The following is a 16,569-nucleotide window of genomic DNA, read 5'->3' as shown; positions in this document are numbered from 1 at the left end:
GGGCGGGGGCTCAGGCCGGAGTCTTGTCGCTGGCGTAGCGGGACATCATCAGCGCCGTATTGGTCTTGCGGTCGGCATTGACCTGCTGCACCGTGGGCCGCTCGGCCATGCGCGCCAGGTACTCGCGCACGGGCAGGTCGGCCAGCACGTCGCGCCCGCCAACGATCTTGCTGGCCGCGCTGACCAGGGGCAGGTGGACGATGGCGCAGCAGTCGGCCAGCGTGAAGCTGTCGCCCGCCACAAAGGGGGAGAAACGCGCGAGTTTGGCGAAGGCCGCCACGTTCTTGTCGAGCTGGGCCAGCGTGCGCTCCCGGGTGGAGTCGCTGACCTGGCCACCGAAGAAGGCCTGCGGGTAGAGGATGCGCGCCACCAGCTCCAGGTGCAGGTCCAGGTACACGCACAGCTCGCGCACCTTGGCGGCCTCGAAGGCGTCGGCCGGCAGCAGGGAAGGGGAGGGCGACAGCGTCTCCACGTACTCGACCATGGCGGCCGACTCGCACAGGCCACGGCCGTCGTCGATGCGCAGGTACGGCACCTTGCCCAGCGGCGACAGTGCCATGTCGGTCTCGCCCAGCCAGTCCAGTTCCTCGTTGAAGGGCAGCTGCTTTTCCAGCAGGGCCAGCTTGACCTTGTTGTAGTAGTTGCTGGCCGCGAATCCGCACAGGGTGAGCATGGGTGTCTCCTTGGGTTGTTTGTGGTGAAGGCGAAGGTGCGCGCCTGTGATGGTAGGGGCGGGCAGGGCATGGCGCGGTCCCGGAGATGACGACTGGGGCAGACCCCTAGAATGGCGCCATGCCGCTTCGCCTGCCCTCCACCTTGGCTGCCTGCGCCCGCTGGGTGCTGGGGCTGTGGCTGTGCGTGGCGCTGGCATCGGCGTTTGCGCCGCTGGCGCGCGCCTCGGGCTGGGAGCGCCTGTGCTCGGCCGCTGGCGAATCGGTCTGGGTGCCATCGCCGGCCGGTCAGGACAATGCCCTTGCCGGCAGCCACGGCATCGACTGCCCGCTGTGCCTTCCCCCGCTGGCGCCGCCGCCCGCCCGGTGCAGTGCGGCCCCGGCACCGCTGATGGCAGATGCGCAGCCACGGGCGCACCCGGCCTCCGTCCACAGCGTGGCCATGCCGGCCTTGCCGCAGGCCCGCGCCCCGCCCCGGTGACTCCCCATTTCAATCCCTACCTGTTTCGCTTGGCTTTTGTTTTTGCAAGGCACACAGACCGTGCTGCAACGTATTGAATTTTCTGGAGAAACCGTGATGACACTGCGTCAATGGACCACCCCTTTCCTGATCGCCGCCTCCCTGTCCATGGGCCTGGCCCATGCCCATGCCGATGCCGCCCACGTCAAGGCCGACGCCGCCTGGGCGCGTGCCAGCGTGCCGGGCCAGCAGGCCACGGGCGCCTTCATGCGCCTGACGGCGGAGGAGCCGCTGCGCCTGGTGGGTGTGGAGTCGCCCGCCGCCGGCGTGGCCGAGGTGCATGAAATGAAGATGGAAGGCGATGTGATGCGCATGCGCGCCATCGACGGCCTGGACCTGCCCAAGGGCGTGGCCGTGGACCTGAAGCCCGGCGGCTACCACGTCATGCTGCAGCAGCTCAAGAGCCCGCTGCTCAAGGACAGCCAGGTGCCCATCACCCTGGTGTTCAAGGATGCCAAGGGCGAAACCTCGCGCCTGAGCCTGCAGGTCCCCGTGCGCGCCATGGCGCCCGGCGCGGCGGCTGCCCCGGCAGCGGGCCACGGCGGCGGCCACGCCGGCCATTCGCACTGAGCCAGCGCCATTGCACCGGGTTTGTGCGCAGCCGCATGCGCATGACTTGCCGTGGACTTGGCGTGTGCCTGGGTTAAGCTGGGGGCATGGCCGGTATCCTTCGCCGGCATGCTCTTCCAACCCAGTCCTAGCGAGTGCTGCCATGAGTGACGCGTCCTCCTTCGGTTTCGGCAAGTTCATCCCCGGTTTCGACTTCCTGCAGGGCCTGGCCCAGAGCGCGGGATCGGCCACGGCCCGGCCCCTGGGGCGCCTGCCAGAATGGGTGGCGCCCACGGTGAGCATCGAGGAGGTGGACAAGCGCATCACCGAACTCAAGGCCGTGCAGTTCTGGCTGGATCAAAATGGCAAGGCGCTGGCCGCCACCATCCAGGCCCTGGAAGTGCAGCGCATGACGCTGTCCACCCTGCAGGGCATGAACGTCAGCATGGGCGAACTGGCGCAGGCCTTCCAGTTCCCCGCCGCTGCAGCCGCCACCGCTGCAGCCACTGCGGGCAAAGGCGCCGCCAGCGCGGGGCAGTCCGACCACTCGGACTGGCCCATGTCCTCCGCCGGCAAGGCCGGCAAGCAGGAAAAGCCGCAGGCCGCGCCCGCACAGCCCCCTGCCGAGCCGCCTGCAGCTGCTGCGGCCGCTGCATCCGCGGATGCCGGCAGCAAGGCCTCCGGCCCCGAGGCTTCTGCGCCCAAGGACGAGCCGGTCCAGGCCGCCGCCATGGGCCAGGCCATGCAATGGTGGGGCGCACTGACCCAGCAATTCCAGCAGATCGCCGCCAAGGCCATGGCCGAGCCCATGGCCCCCGAGGCCGTGGCTGCCGCACAGCGCGCCACCGGCATGGCCGGCGACATCGCCAAGGCCGCCATGGACCGCATGACGGCCCAGGCTGGCGCCTTCGCCGCGCAGGCAGGCAAGGCGGCTGCACCGGCGGCCAAGGCCCCGGCCGAAGCCGCCAAGGCGCCTGCGAAAGCGCCAGCCAAGGCTCCACCGAAAGCTCCAGCCAAGGCAGCGGCCAGGAAGACGGCGGCAAAGACCACCGCAAAGACAACAGCCAAGGCACCGGCCGCAGGCAAGGCGCCGGCCAAGAGCCGGCCACCGCGCTGAGCGGCACGGCGGCACCCATGGATGGTCTAGAGCCCTCCGCAAGCCGGGCGCTGGCAGGGCTAGAAAGAAGGTTGGAATGTCGTTGTTTCCTGTAGGCCATGCCAGCCATTCCGACTGGCGCGCCGCGGCCGACGCGGTGCTGCTGCAACTGCGCTCGCAGATGGCCGATCCGGGCCACGCGCAGCGGCCCCGACTGGGCCTGGTGTACCTGTCCCACGCGCATGCCGCCCATGCAAGACCGTTGCTGCAGCATCTGGCCAGGGCCTTGCCCCATGTGGCGGACTGGGCTGGCTGCTCGGCCGGTGGCGTGCTGGCCATGTCCCATGAATACCTGTCCGGCTCCGCGCTCGCGGTGATGCTGCTCGATGTGCCGGCCGCGCACTACCGCCTGTATTCGGGCCTGGCGCCCTTGCATGCGCCGGGCGGCGAGGCCGGGTTCACGGCCCATTCGGCCCTGGTCCATGCCGGAGGCGGCCAGCCCGAGCTGGCCGAGTTGCTGTACGAGCTGTCCGAGCGCACCGAGTCCGGCCTGCTGTTCGGCGGCGTGGGCGATGACGGGGACGATGGCGTGGAGGGCGTACAGATCGCCTGCCGCACCGAGGACCTGCATGCGCAGCATGCGGATGCGCGCGGCATTTTCAGCGGAGGCTTCTCGGGCGTGGCCTTCGGTGCGGGCGTGCCCTGCATCACGGGCATGGCCCAGGGCTGCGTGCCGCTGGGCGAGGGCCTGGAGATCACCGAGGCGCGCGGCGCCCTGGTCACCGGGCTCAATGGCGATCCGGCCTTGCAGCGCCTGCTGCAACTGCTGGGCGTGGAGCTGGAAGGCAGCGACTGGCAGCCCGCGCTGACCACGGTGCGCAGCACGCTGGCGGCCATTGCGCCGCCGGGCCGGGGCATGGCCCACGGCGTGCTCACCGAAGAGGCCCAGGTGCTGACCCTGGTCGGGCTGGACCCGCTGCGCCAGGGCGTGGCCCTGTCATCGGCCGTGGAGGCCGGGCATTCGGTGATCTTCTGCCGCCGCCAGGCCCAGGTCGCGCGCCAGGAACTGCTGCAACTGGGCGCTGCGCTGCGCGATGCGGCGGAGCCCGAGGAGGCGGCGCCCGAAGGCGAGGCACAGCCCCGCATCCGTGGCGCCATCTACATCAGTTGCCGGGGCCGCGGCGGCGGCCTGTTCGGCGGCCCCGATGCCGAACTGCGCACCCTGCGCCACGCACTGGGCGATGTGCCATTGATCGGCTTCGTCGCCGAAGCCGAGATCATGGACGCCCGCCTGCACCGCTTCGCCGGGGTGTTGACGGTGTTCACTGCCTAGGCGCCGTACACGCCGTACACGCCGTACACACGGTACACACCGTCTGCACCTCAGACCGCGCGCGGGCGCACCGTGCCTGCGCTGCGATCCGGGTCCATGGCTGCAGCTCCCAGAAAATCGAAATCCACGGCCGGCTGCCTGCCGCTGACCAGGTCGGCCAGCGCCATGCCGGAGCCGCAGGCATGGGTCCAGCCCAGCGTGCCGTGGCCGGTGTTCAGGAACAGGTTGGCGATGGGCGAGCGTCCGATCAGCGGCACATTGCTGGGCGTGGCGGGGCGCAGGCCGCTCCAGAACTGGGCGCGACCGGTATCGCCGGCGCCAGGGAACAGCTGCTGCACGCGCCGCACGATAGCCTCGCAGCGCACGGGGTCCAGGTTGCGGTCGTAGCCGTTGAACTCGGCCGTGCCGGCAATGCGCAGGCGGTCGCCCTGCGCGCCGGTGTAGCGCGAGAACACCAGCTTGAACTCATCGTCCGTGAGGCTGACCTGGTAGGCCTTGGCGGGGTCCAGCACCGGCAGGGTCACGGAGTAGCCCTTGGCCGGGTAGATGGGCAGGTGCAGCCCCAGCGGCTGGGCCAGCAGCGGGCTGAACGAGCCCATGGCCAGCACATAGGCGTCGCCCTGGATGCGTTCGTAGCGGCCATCGGCATTGGTCACCTCCACATGGTCGATATGGCGGCTGGCGCCCGCACCCGTGGTGCGCAGCGCCATGACGTGGTGGCCGTGGCGGAACTGCACGCCCGTGGTGGTGGCAATGCGTGCCAGCTCGCGCGTGAATAGGTTGGCGTCGCCCGATTCATCCTCGGCCGTATAGGTGGCGCCTGCTATCTGCCCGCGCACATGGGCCAGGGCCGGCTCCAGGCGCACGGCTTCGTCGGCGTCGATCAGGCGGCGGTCGCAGCCCAGGGCCTGCATCTGCTCGGTGGGCTTGAGCGCGCCCTCGAACTCGCGGGCGTTCGTGTAGAAGTGCAGGATGCCCTGCATGCGCTGCTCGTACTGGATGCCGGTGTCCGACCGCAGCTGCTGCAGAGCCTCTCGGCTGTAGGTGCCCAGGCGAACGATCTGCTGGATGTTGTGGCGCGTGCGCGCGGGCGTGCAGTTGCGCAGGAAGGACAGGCCCCAGAGCCACTGGCGCATGTCGGCGCGAAGGCGGAACAGCAGGGGGGCATCCTGCCGGCCCAGCCAGCCCAGCAACTTCAGCGGTGCGCCGGGGTTGGCCCAGGGCTCGGCGTGGCTGACCGAGATCTGCCCGCCGTTGGCAAAGCTGGTTTCGGCGCCGGGCGCAGCCTGGCGGTCGATGACCGTGACCTCGTGGCCCAGGGATTGCAGATAGTAGGCCGAGGCGGTGCCGATCAGGCCGGCTCCGAGAACGATGACGCGCATGACAATGCCCTTTCAAAGGCATGTGCCGGTCACGCGGAAGCTGGTAGCTATGGATTCAATAGCAAGCAGCCGGCGTCCGTCGTGACGCAGCTGCCGCTCCCCCTGTCCTTGGTACCTGAGAGATTCACCGCCGTCCATGGGAACGGGGCTTGCTCCTTCGGTGCGCCGCATATTGCGTGCGGCGGCTCTCCAGACGGCATGTTGTGTTTGCAGTACGGAACCTGAGCGTGTATGGGAGTTTGCGCCTTCGGTGAGGCTCGGCACCGTGGTGCCCGCCTGCTCTCCTGCAGGGGCGATTCTATGTGGCTTGCGCAGCCGGTTTCAGTCGTACTGGGGATACCACCAGTTACTACCTGTATGTGGTGTGGCTGATGCAGGGTATTCCCTAGATCGCTCAAGCGCCTCCCTCGTAGCGCTGGCATGAGTCTCCGATTTCATGCAAAAAAACTATTGAAATAGAAAAAAACATGATTTAGCCTATCGATGTGTGCAGTGGTTTGTCAGTGCATGTTCTGGTCGATTGGACCTGCATGGGTTAACCATGAGTTGTGTATATGTCTGATAGGCGACTTACCGTTGCACAGGTGCAGGTCCATGGAAACTGATCCGGCACTGAAAAAATACAAGCACGGTGAATATGGTTTGTGGAGGGAGGAATGATTTGCGTCGCAAACCCGACTGAAGGTGTGTCCGGCTCAATGGACAGCGGAGCAGCTCGCAAACGTTGATGGAAATCCGCCTTTTCTGATTGACGCGCAGGATCTGCGCGAAACATTTTGCTTCCAACCTCACCGGCTGCAAGGTGAGTTGTTAGCTCGTGATTCAAATAGAACTATTCGAGGTACGGCGATGCAAATGCGCTGGGTACAACTGATGGCCATTGCCATTGGGAAAATCATTTTCCTGTCATATCTCCTTGAGAAAACGGGGAATATCATGCATGCTCTCAATCGCCTGCCTGGTTCGGCATTTTTTCGCAAGTGGCGTGCAGCGAAGTGCCTTTTCTCTTTGCTGCTGCTTTCATGCGCGGGTATCTCATCCACGGCACTGGCGGCGACCGTCGTTTTCACGGTCACCGACAACAGCGACGCTCCCAATGCCAATGCAACGACACCAACCACCTGTGTCAGCACGCTGGGAGGCACCTTTGCTGGCGCATGTACGCTGCGAGCTGCCATTCAGGCAGCCAACTACACGCTGCAAACGCTGGATCCGAGTGCCGATGTTTCCATCGTCTTTGCGCCGACACTGTCCACGTCGGTACGAACCATACAGAGTGGGACATCCAAGGATGCGGCCGGAAACCTCCATCCGTATGTCGACAATCAGACGGTTTACGTGCGCTGTGCCAATACATTCGTCAGCGGAGCCCAGTCCGGCGCCGTGACGGGAGCCACCAATGCCTGTGGTCAAACCCAGATGATCAGCGGCGGCGATACGGGCACCACCACTGGTGCCGGTGGCGCCTGGTACTGGATCAAAGGCACCGTGCCAGCCGGCACGGGCTCATTGACCATCGATTTCGGGGGAGTCATACAAGTCCAGAACTGGGCGGACTCCGCCTGGGAAACCTTTTATCTTGGTGGGAAGAATATCACTCTCACCAATTCGCCCAACATGACCTGTGGCGAAGCGGTATTCGTCGTTGGCTCCTCAGCAAACAATGTCATCATTGATCGCGTCGGTCTGGTGAATGTGGCGCCAACCCCTGCGGGAGAGGGGACGCCGTTCAACTGCGAGCTGTACGCGGAGATTCATCAAGGCGCACAAAACGTATTCTTTGCCAATAGCACAATCAACTCCGCGATATGGAATGGAAATTACGGCAATAACAAGGGCTCGGCCATTTCCGTTGCCGCAAGCAACGGTGCAGGCACGGTTTCCAACATCGTTGTCGATAATTTCACGGTAACGAATCTGCCCAACCCTATCGGGGGAATGCAGCTCGAGCAGTTTTTCCAGGTCATGTCGAACATGACCGTCAACGGATTGACGATCAAAAATTCGAATATCGCACTGAGCCCGACTGGTGGAAATGCGCCCAGGGCCGTGGTGTCGGTTGATGGAACGATCAGCCTGGCCAATGGAATTGGTCTGGCCGTGACGGGTAATACCTTCTCGCTGCCTATCGCCGCCTATACCGGGTCATCGCCAACGCATGTGTCGGCACCAACGGTGAATACGGCAGCCTCAGGCACGACGCAGGTAGTGACGGTGACCGATAACAACTTCACTGGCGGCGGGGACGGGGTGAATATCGGTGGTACGGGTACGGCACCAGGATTGATTGGCAACAACAAGATGACAAGCCAGTCGAGAAGTGCCATTCGTATCACTACGCGTGATTTCTTCAAGATTTCTCAGAACACGCTGTTTTCCGTGCCTGTGGCTGCAAACTCAGGCATCAGTTTGCTGACGACGGGCAATGGACAAACCGGATGGACCCCCACCCTTGGCGTTGGCGCCAGTGACACCGCCGCCTGCACCTGGACATTCAATATCACGGCAAATGCCAATGCGAGCGAGCCGGCACCGTATACGGTGGAGGCCTTTTGGTCGCCGACCGGCGCGGGCGTCAACGATGCGCAGGTCTATCTGGGCTCCGAAACCATGGCCGGAGCCTCGGGAACGCTGACCGTTCCTTCGTATCTCAGCGGCCAGGTGCGAGTCACAGTGACGGACAGCAATTCCGGCGGAGCCCAGACCTCGCAGCTTTCAACGGCGGCAAGCGTCACCGGTTTTCCCTGTGCCCTGAAATCCGGCGTTCTGGCGACGACCAACAATCAACCTGTCGGCAGCAGCGACTTGCTGGAGGTCTACATTGTTGACGGCCAAGGCAATGCCTGGACAGGGGGCAGTGACACCGTCACCTTCGCAGCGCCGCCTGCAGGTGTCACGTTCAATGGCAGCTCCGCCGCAGTCAGCTGCACGACCAGCTCCAGCGGAAAGTGCGCGTCTCCCATCAATGCCAGCAGCAGTGTCGCCGGAACATTCACGACACCCGTGACCTTGTCGTCGTCAGTCGCTGGTGCCACGTTCTCCAATCTTCCATTGGGTGGAAGCCCGGTATCTGGCGCAGTGACCTATCAGCCTTCGCCGGTTGCTTACAGCTTCACCGGGCTGCCGGCCAGCACGAGCGGGTCTGAAATCGCCGCGAGTCCGCCATCGATTGCGGCCAACGGCGTCTCCACCAGCACCTTGGCCGTGCAGTTGAAGGATGCTTTAGGCAACCTTGTCACCACCTGTACCGATACGGTGGCCTTCACCCTCAATGCGGGGACGCAAGGCGTCCCTGCCGTCAGCGTCACGGGCTGCAGTGCCGGCATGTATACGGGGACGGTGACATCGCCGGTGCTGGTCGGCAGCGGAACCTTCGGGTTCACCATCAACGGGTCTGCGGCTGTTGCCACCGCAACGGTCTCCTATGCGGCCGCAACGCCGAGCACGAGTGCATCGACGATAGTCGCCACACCGGCATCGATCGTGGCCAACGGCAGCTCCACCAGCGTGCTGCGCGTGCAACTGGTCGATGCCAGCAGCAATCCGATCAACACCTGCACGAACACGGTGGCATTCACCCTGAACGGCGGAACGCAGGGAACGCCCAATGTGGGCGCGGCCTCGTGTACTGCCGGCATCTATACGGGCACCGTCACATCGCCCACGGCAGTCGGCAGCGGGATCTTCGGATTCACCATCAACGGCTCTGCTGCAGTTGCTACGGCTTCAGTGAGCTACACGGCGGGTCCGCCAAGTACCAGTGCCTCGACCATCGTTGCGAGTCCGACCTCGATCATTGCCAATGGCACCGCAACCAGCACATTGACGGCGCAGCTCAAGGATGCGTCAGGCAATTCGATTGCGACCTGTGCCAATACGGTGGCCTTCACGCTGAACAGCGGAACACAGGGCTCGCCTGCGGTCGGCGCGGGTTCGTGCAGCGCAGGGGTTTACACGGCAACCGTCACGGCACCTACCGCAGTCGGCAGTGGCACCTTTGGTTTCACCATCAATGGCTCGGCCGCCACGGCTACGGCTGTGGTGAACTACACGGCCGGCCCGCCCAGCAATGGCGCGAATGGAAACCTGATCAGTGCCAGTCCGCTCAGCGTTGTCGCAGACAACACTGCCACGAGCTCGATCAGCGTGACCCTGCGCGATGCCAATGGCAATCCCGCCACGGATACGGTGGCGCACACGATTGTCTTCACCAAAACGGGCGTGGGCACGACCACGCCGGCCGCACCCACGTGCACGATCGCGGCCAATGCCAATCCGGCCACCTGCTCCGTGACGGTGAAATCGGCCACGGTCGGCACCGCAAGTTTCACGGCAACGGACAACGGAACGGCCGTGAGCAATGGCAGTCCGGTATCGGTCAACTTCATTGCCGGGCCGCCCAGCAATACAGCCAGTGGCAATCTGCTCAGTGCCACACCGCTCTCGGTGATGGCCGACGGTACGAGCACCGGCACGGTGACCGTTGCACTGCAGGACGCCAATGGCAATGCAACCGTCGATACGGTCGCCCACACCATCGGCTTTGTCCATACCGGCGCCGGCACGCCGTCGGCAACTTCCTGCACGATTGCGGCCAATGCGAATCCAGCGCGCTGCTCCATCACGGTGACATCCACCGTGGCGGGTGCGGCGAGCTTCACAGCCACGGACAACAACGGCACCACCACCCAGAGCGTGGCAAACGGCAGTCCGGCCGTGATCAACTTCACGGCCAATGCCGCCGACCCCGCCAGGTCGGGGGTGCGTACCGTCAGCAGTCCGGTCACGGCCAATGGCTCGGCGACAGATGTGCTTGAAGCGTTTGTGGGAGATGTCAACGGCAATCCGGTGGCCGGAAGCGTTGTCACGTTCTCTCCCACCGCAAACATCACCTTCAGCGGTACCTGCACCACCAATGCGGCCGGTACCTGCCAGGTCACCGCCAAGACAACCGTCGCGGGTTCCTACACTTCCGGCGCAAGCATCGCGAGCGGCGCATTGAGCGGCAGCGGCGTCAGCGCCGGTGGCAATACGTACGGTGCGACGGCTGCCTATGTCTTTACGGCAGGTGCCGTCGATCCCGCCAATTCGACCATGTCGGTCGATGTGAACAACCAGGCAGCCGGCGGCGGCCAGGACGTCGTTTCCGTGGTCACCAAGGATGCGTTCGGCAATCCGGTCACCGGCGTTGTCGTGAACTTCAGCGTGACACCCGCCGGAGCGGCACCTGCCACCGCCAGTTGCACGACTGCGGGTGCGGCGGCGACCTGCTCGGTGTCGTTCACCAGCGTGACCGCATCGACTTATTCGGCTGCCGCCACGGTGGGTGCAGCTGCCATCGGCAACAGCCCGCAATCGATGGCCTTTGTCGCCGGCAATGCCTCGGCAAGCAATTCGGGCCTGCGTGTCGTGAGCGACAACGCGGCGGCAAATGGCACGGCAACCGATGTGGTGGAAGCGTATGTGCGCGATGCCGGTGGCAATCCCAAGGGCGGCGAGGTCGTCACCTTTGCCGGTACTGCCGGCGTGAAGCTGAACGGTGGTGCGGCAGGCGCGTCAGCCACTTGCACCACTGGAACAAGCGGCGCAACTCTGGGCATCTGCTCGATCACTGCCACCAGCACAGCGAGTGGTACCTACAGCATCGCCACCAGCATTCCTGCAGGAACCCTGGGTGGCACGTTCACCGTGGGGGCAAACGCGTATTCGCCAAGCGCCGCACAAATTCATTTTGTGAGCGTGGTGAACCTCAGTGTCACCAAGGCCAACCCGGGTAGCCTGGCTGTGGGTTCGCCCTTCAACTACACCTTCACGGTAGCGAATGCGGCGAGCGCCCTCGGTCCTGCCAGCAGCGTGACCATCAAGGATCTGGTGCCTGCAGGGATCCGCATCACGGGTGCGCCGACAGGTGTGAACGTGGCCAGTGTGGACTGCTCGCCCAAGCCCAACACCTTCCCGTTTACGGGCAATGGCAGCACTATCCTGACTTGCACGGTGAACTTCACGACCTCGGTCGCAGCCGGTGACAGCACCAGCTTCAACCTGCCGGCTGTGCCGACGGCTGTGGGTTCGAGCACGAACACGGCTTCCTATGATCCGTCCGGTGGTACCAGCCCGGTCAATCCGACGGCAGGTTGCACGACGGACTGCTCGTCGACGCCCGCCACCCCAGTCAACCCTGGTTCGCCCACGCTGACGGTCAGCAAGGCCAACCCCGGCAGCTTGGCTGTGGGGACTGCGTTCAACTACGCCTTCACGGTAGCGAATGCGGCCAGTGCCTTTGGTCCCGCCAACAGCGTGACCATCAAGGACCTGGTGCCGGCAGGCATCAGCATCACGGGCGTGCCGACCGGCGCAAACGTGGCCAGTGCAACCTGCACACCCAACGCCTTCCCGTTTGCGGGCAATGGCAGCGCCGTCCTGACGTGTACGGTGAACTTCACGACCTCGGTCGCAGCGGGTGGCAACACCAGCTTCAATCTGCCGGCTGTGCCGACGGCTGTGGGGTCGAGCACGAACACTGCCTCCTACGATCCGTCGGGTGGCATCAGCCCGGTCAATCCGACGGCCGGTTGCACGACGGATTGCGCATCGACGCCTTCCACGCCCGTCACGCCAGGCACGCCTGCGTTGACGGTTACCAAGGCCAATCCCGGCAGCCTGGCTGTGGGCACGCCTTTCAACTACGCCTTCACGGTAGCGAATGCGGCTGGAGCGTTTGGTCCCGCCACCAGCGTGACCATCAAGGACCTGGTGCCTGCGGGTATCAGCATCACGGGCGTGCCGACCGGCGCGAACGTGGCCAGTGCGACCTGCACGCCCAACACCTTCCCGTTTGCGGGCAATGGCAGCTCCGTGCTGACGTGTACGGTGAACTTCACGACCTCGGTCGCAGCGGGTGGTAACACCAGCTTCAACCTGCCGGCTGTTCCGACGGCGGTGGGTTCAAGCACCAACACGGCTTCCTACGATCCATCGGGCGGCATCAGTCCGGTCAATCCGACGGCGGGTTGCACGACGGATTGCGCATCGACGCCTTCCACGCCGGTGACGCCTGGTACGCCTGCGTTGACGGTCACGAAGGCCAACCCCGGCAGCCTGGCTGTAGGCACGCCCTTCAACTACGCGTTCTCCGTGTCCAACGCTGCCAGTGCCTTCGGCCCCGCCACCAGCGTGACCATCAAGGACCTGGTGCCGGCAGGCATCAGCATCACGGGCGTGCCTACCGGCGCAAACGTGGCCAGCGCGACCTGCACGCCCAACACCCTCCCGTTTGCGGGTAATGGCAGCTCCGTGCTGACGTGCACGGTGAACTTCACCACACCGGTGGCGGCTGGCAGCAGCACCAGCTTCAACCTGCCAGCTGTGCCGACGGCTGTGGGTTCGAGCACGAACACGGCTTCCTACGATCCGTCGGGCGGCATCAGCCCCGTCAATCCGACGGCGGGTTGCACGACGGATTGCGCATCGACGCCTTCCACGCCGGTGACGCCTGGTACGCCAGCGTTGACGGTCACCAAGGCCAACCCCGGTAGCTTGGCTGTGGGCACGCCCTTCAACTACGCGTTCTCCGTGTCCAACGCTGCCAGTGCCTTCGGTCCCGCCACCAGCGTGACCATCAAGGATCTGGTGCCGGCAGGCATCAGCATCACGGGCGTGCCGACCGGCGCGAACGTGGCCAGCGCGACCTGCACGCCCAACACCTTCCCCTTCGTGGGCAATGGCACGGCGATCCTGTCTTGCACGGTGAGCTTCACCACACCGGTGGCAGCTGGCAGCAACAGCAGCTTCAACCTGCCGGCTGTGCCGACGGCGGTGGGTTCGAGCACGAACACGGCCTCCTACGATCCGTCGGGTGGCATCAGCCCTGTCAATCCGACGGCAGGGTGCACAACAGACTGCGCTTCCACACCGGTGACTCCAGTCACGCCTGGTACGCCTGCGCTGACGGTCAGCAAAGCCAATCCGGGTAGCCTGGCCGTAGGTTCGCCCTTCAACTACACCTTCACGGTAGCGAATGCTGCCGGTGCCTTCGGTCCTGCCAACAGCGTGACCATCAAGGACCTGGTGCCTGCAGGTATCCGCATCACGGGTGCGCCGACAGGCGCGAACGTGTCCAGTGTGGACTGCTCGCCCAAGCCCAACACCTTCCCGTTCACGGGCAATGGCAGCACTGTCCTGACGTGTACGGTGAACTTCACGACCTCGGTCGCGGCCGGTGGCAACACCAGCTTCAATCTGCCGGCTGTTCCGACGGCGGTGGGTTCGAGCACGAACACGGCTTCCTACGATCCGTCGGGCGGCATCAACCCCGTCAATCCGACGGCGGGTTGCACGACGGATTGCGCATCGACGCCTTCCACGCCTGTGACCCCTGGTACGCCTGCGTTGACGGTCACCAAGGCCAACCCCGGTAGCCTGGCTGTGGGGACTGCGTTCAACTACGCGTTCTCCGTGTCCAACGCTGCCAGTGCCTTCGGTCCCGCCACCAGCGTGACCATCAAGGACCTGGTGCCGGCAGGCATCAGCATCACGGGCGTGCCGACCGGTGCAAACGTGGCCAGCGCGACCTGCACGCCCAACACCTTCCCGTTTGCGGGCAATGGCAGCACCGTGCTGACGTGCACGGTGAACTTCACCACACCGGTGGCGGCTGGCAGCAACAGCAGCTTCAACCTGTCGGCTGTGCCGACGGCGGTTGGTTCGAGCACGAACACGGCCTCCTACGATCCAGCGGGTGGCATCAACCCGGTCAATCCGACGGCGGGTTGCACGACGGATTGCGCATCGACGCCTTCCACGCCGGTCACGCCTGGTACGCCAGCGCTGACGGTCACCAAGGCCAACCCGGGCAGCCTGGCTGTGGGAACTGCGTTCAACTACGCGTTCTCCGTGTCCAACGCTGCCGGTGCCTTCGGTCCCGCCACCAGCGTGACCATCAAGGATCTGGTGCCGGCAGGCATCAGCATCACGGGCGTGCCGACCGGTGCGAACGTGGCCAGTGCGACCTGCACGCCCAACACCTTCCCGTTTGCGGGCAATGGCAGCACTGTGCTGACGTGTACGGTGAACTTCACGGCTTCGGTCGCAGCGGGTGGCAACACCGGCTTCAATCTGCCGGCTGTGCCAACTGCTATGGGTTCGAGCACGAACACGGCTTCCTACGATCCGTCGGGTGGAATCAGCCCGGTCAATCCGACGGCCGGCTGCACGACGGATTGCGCATCGACGCCTTCCACGCCGGTGAGCCCTGGCACTCCTGCGCTGACGGTCACCAAGGCCAACCCCGGCAGCCTGGCTGTGGGCACGCCGTTCAACTACGCCTTCACGGTAGCGAATGCGGCTGGAGCGTTTGGTCCCGCCACCAGCGTGACCATCAAGGATCTGGTGCCGGCAGGCATCAGCATCACGGGCGTGCCGACCGGTGCGAACGTGGCCAGTGCGACTTGCACGCCCAATACCTTCCCCTTCGTGGGCAATAGCACGGCGATCCTGTCTTGCACCGTGAGCTTCACCACGCCGGTGGCGGCTGGCAGCAACAGCGGCTTCAATCTGCCGGCTGTGCCGACGGCTGTGGGGTCGAGCACGAACACGGCTTCCTACGATCCGTCGGGCGGAATCAGCCCGGTCAATCCGACGGCAGGGTGCACGACAGACTGCGCTTCCACGCCGGTGACTCCGGTCACGCCAGGCACGCCTGCGTTGACGGTCACCAAGGCCAACCCGGGTAGCCTGGCCGTGGGCACGCCCTTCAACTACGCGTTCTCCGTGGCCAACGCTGCCGGTGCCTTCGGTCCCGCCACCAGCGTGACCATCAAGGACCTGGTGCCTGCGGGGATCAGCATCACGGGCGTGCCGACCGGTGCGAATGTGGCCAGCGCAACCTGCACACCCAACGCCTTCCCGTTTGCGGGCAATGGCAGCTCCGTGCTGACGTGCACGGTGAACTTCACTGCGGCAGTGGCGGCCGGTGGCAACACCAGCTTCAACCTGCCGGCTGTTCCGACGGCTGTGGGTTCGAGCACGAACACGGCCTCCTACGATCCATCGGGCGGCATCAGCCCGGTCAATCCGACGGCAGGGTGCACTGTGAACTGTGCATCGACACCAGCAACGCCGGTCACTCCCAGCACGCAGGTGCCGGTGGCTCCGACGCTGACGGTTTCGCCGACCACGGTGGGAGGCTATCCGCAGATTTCCGGCACCGGCACGCCGGGCTACACGATCACGGTGAAGGATGGCTCGACGACGCTGTGTACGGCAATCGTCGCGGCCGATCAGACGTGGAGCTGCACGCCGGGCGGCGGCTTGCCGACGCCGGGTCTGCACACGATCAGCGCGACCCAGACCAATCCTGGCAATGGCAACACCGGACCTGCCACAACGACTTCGCTCAACGTGCTCGGAACGACCTTCACGGGTCCGACAGCCACCGGGGCAGGCAACGCCACGGCGACCTTGAGCGGTGGTGGCGCGGGCTGCGGGTTCGATGTGTCGCAGTCGTCCTTCGTCGCGGCTGCGGCGGGTGCGCCTGGCCAGTTGAGCTTCCCGTACGGCAATGTGCACTTCGTGGCCCGTGGCTGTACGCCCAGCAGCTCGATCACGGTCAGCGTCACCTGGCCGGGGCCGGTGACCGGCATGGCGTACTGGAAGTTCGGTCCAGCATCCGCAGGGGCGGCGGACTCCTGGTATCAGCCTGCGGGTGCGGTGGTGTCGGGCAATACGACCTCGGTGGTGGTCACCGATGGCGGCCAGGGTGATGACGATCGCGCAGCCAATGGCGTGATCGTGGATCCCAGCGGTCCGGCGCGTGTGGGGGCGGCACCGGGTGCCCGGCCGATCCCTGCCCTCGAACCGCGCATGCTCGCCATGGCCATGCTGCTGATGCTGGCTGCAGGCCTGTGGAATCTGCGCCGCAGACGCGGTTGACACACGGTTGAAGAGGCGCTGAACCATCGCCTGCCGAACCTGTTTCGGCAGGCGATTTCCATTGGGTAGAGGCGCTGCATCCCGGCGGC

Annotated in this window: 7 protein-coding genes and 1 riboswitch; of the genes, 5 read left to right on the top strand and 2 right to left on the bottom strand. The window is 65.2% G+C overall.

Going from position 1 to position 16,569, the window contains the following annotated elements; translation table 11 throughout:
• Positions 1 to 10: 10 nt before the first annotated feature.
• Entirely contained in the window at positions 11 to 673 is a 663-nt protein-coding gene (locus ACF8ML_RS19080; protein WP_034397932.1) for a glutathione S-transferase family protein, read from the bottom strand.
• A gap of 119 nt (positions 674 to 792) precedes the next feature.
• Between ACF8ML_RS19080 and ACF8ML_RS19075 the strand changes: the two genes are divergently transcribed.
• From ACF8ML_RS19075 to ACF8ML_RS19060, 4 genes are all read left to right on the top strand, one after another.
• A complete protein-coding gene (locus ACF8ML_RS19075) occupies positions 793 to 1,152 on the top strand; it encodes a hypothetical protein (RefSeq protein ID WP_013800287.1) in 360 nt (119 codons plus the stop codon).
• A gap of 96 nt (positions 1,153 to 1,248) precedes the next feature.
• The gene (locus ACF8ML_RS19070) at positions 1,249 to 1,761 is read left to right on the top strand and encodes a copper chaperone PCu(A)C (protein ID WP_013800288.1); all 513 of its coding nucleotides are present in this window, start codon (positions 1,249 to 1,251) and stop codon (positions 1,759 to 1,761) included.
• A 142-nt stretch (positions 1,762 to 1,903) separates the two neighbouring features.
• Positions 1,904 to 2,857, top strand: coding sequence for a PhaM family polyhydroxyalkanoate granule multifunctional regulatory protein (locus ACF8ML_RS19065; RefSeq protein WP_392407661.1), 954 nt, complete (start codon positions 1,904 to 1,906; stop codon positions 2,855 to 2,857).
• A gap of 76 nt (positions 2,858 to 2,933) precedes the next feature.
• On the top strand, positions 2,934 to 4,169 hold the full coding sequence (locus ACF8ML_RS19060) for an FIST N-terminal domain-containing protein (RefSeq protein WP_034397936.1): 1,236 nt from the start codon (positions 2,934 to 2,936) through the stop codon (positions 4,167 to 4,169).
• Positions 4,170 to 4,219: 50 nt separating this feature from the next.
• Here the strand turns inward: ACF8ML_RS19060 and ACF8ML_RS19055 are convergent, their stop codons facing one another.
• Positions 4,220 to 5,551 (bottom strand): D-amino acid dehydrogenase, encoded by a 1,332-nt coding sequence (locus ACF8ML_RS19055; protein WP_012202460.1) that lies wholly within the window; start codon positions 5,549 to 5,551, stop codon positions 4,220 to 4,222.
• Between the two features lie 92 nt (positions 5,552 to 5,643).
• A riboswitch (glycine riboswitch) is annotated at positions 5,644 to 5,754 on the bottom strand.
• Between the two features lie 652 nt (positions 5,755 to 6,406).
• Here ACF8ML_RS19055 and ACF8ML_RS19050 point away from each other — a divergent pair.
• A complete protein-coding gene (locus ACF8ML_RS19050) occupies positions 6,407 to 16,480 on the top strand; it encodes an invasin domain 3-containing protein (protein WP_392407659.1) in 10,074 nt (3,357 codons plus the stop codon).
• The last annotated feature ends 89 nt before the right edge of the window (positions 16,481 to 16,569 follow it).

This window comes from Delftia sp. WSY_10 (genome assembly GCF_043104705.1).
Lineage (GTDB): Bacteria > Pseudomonadota > Gammaproteobacteria > Burkholderiales > Burkholderiaceae_C > Comamonas > Comamonas tsuruhatensis.
The sequence above is the reverse complement of the archived record's forward strand: the minus strand, read 5'-3'. Positions and strand labels throughout refer to the sequence as shown.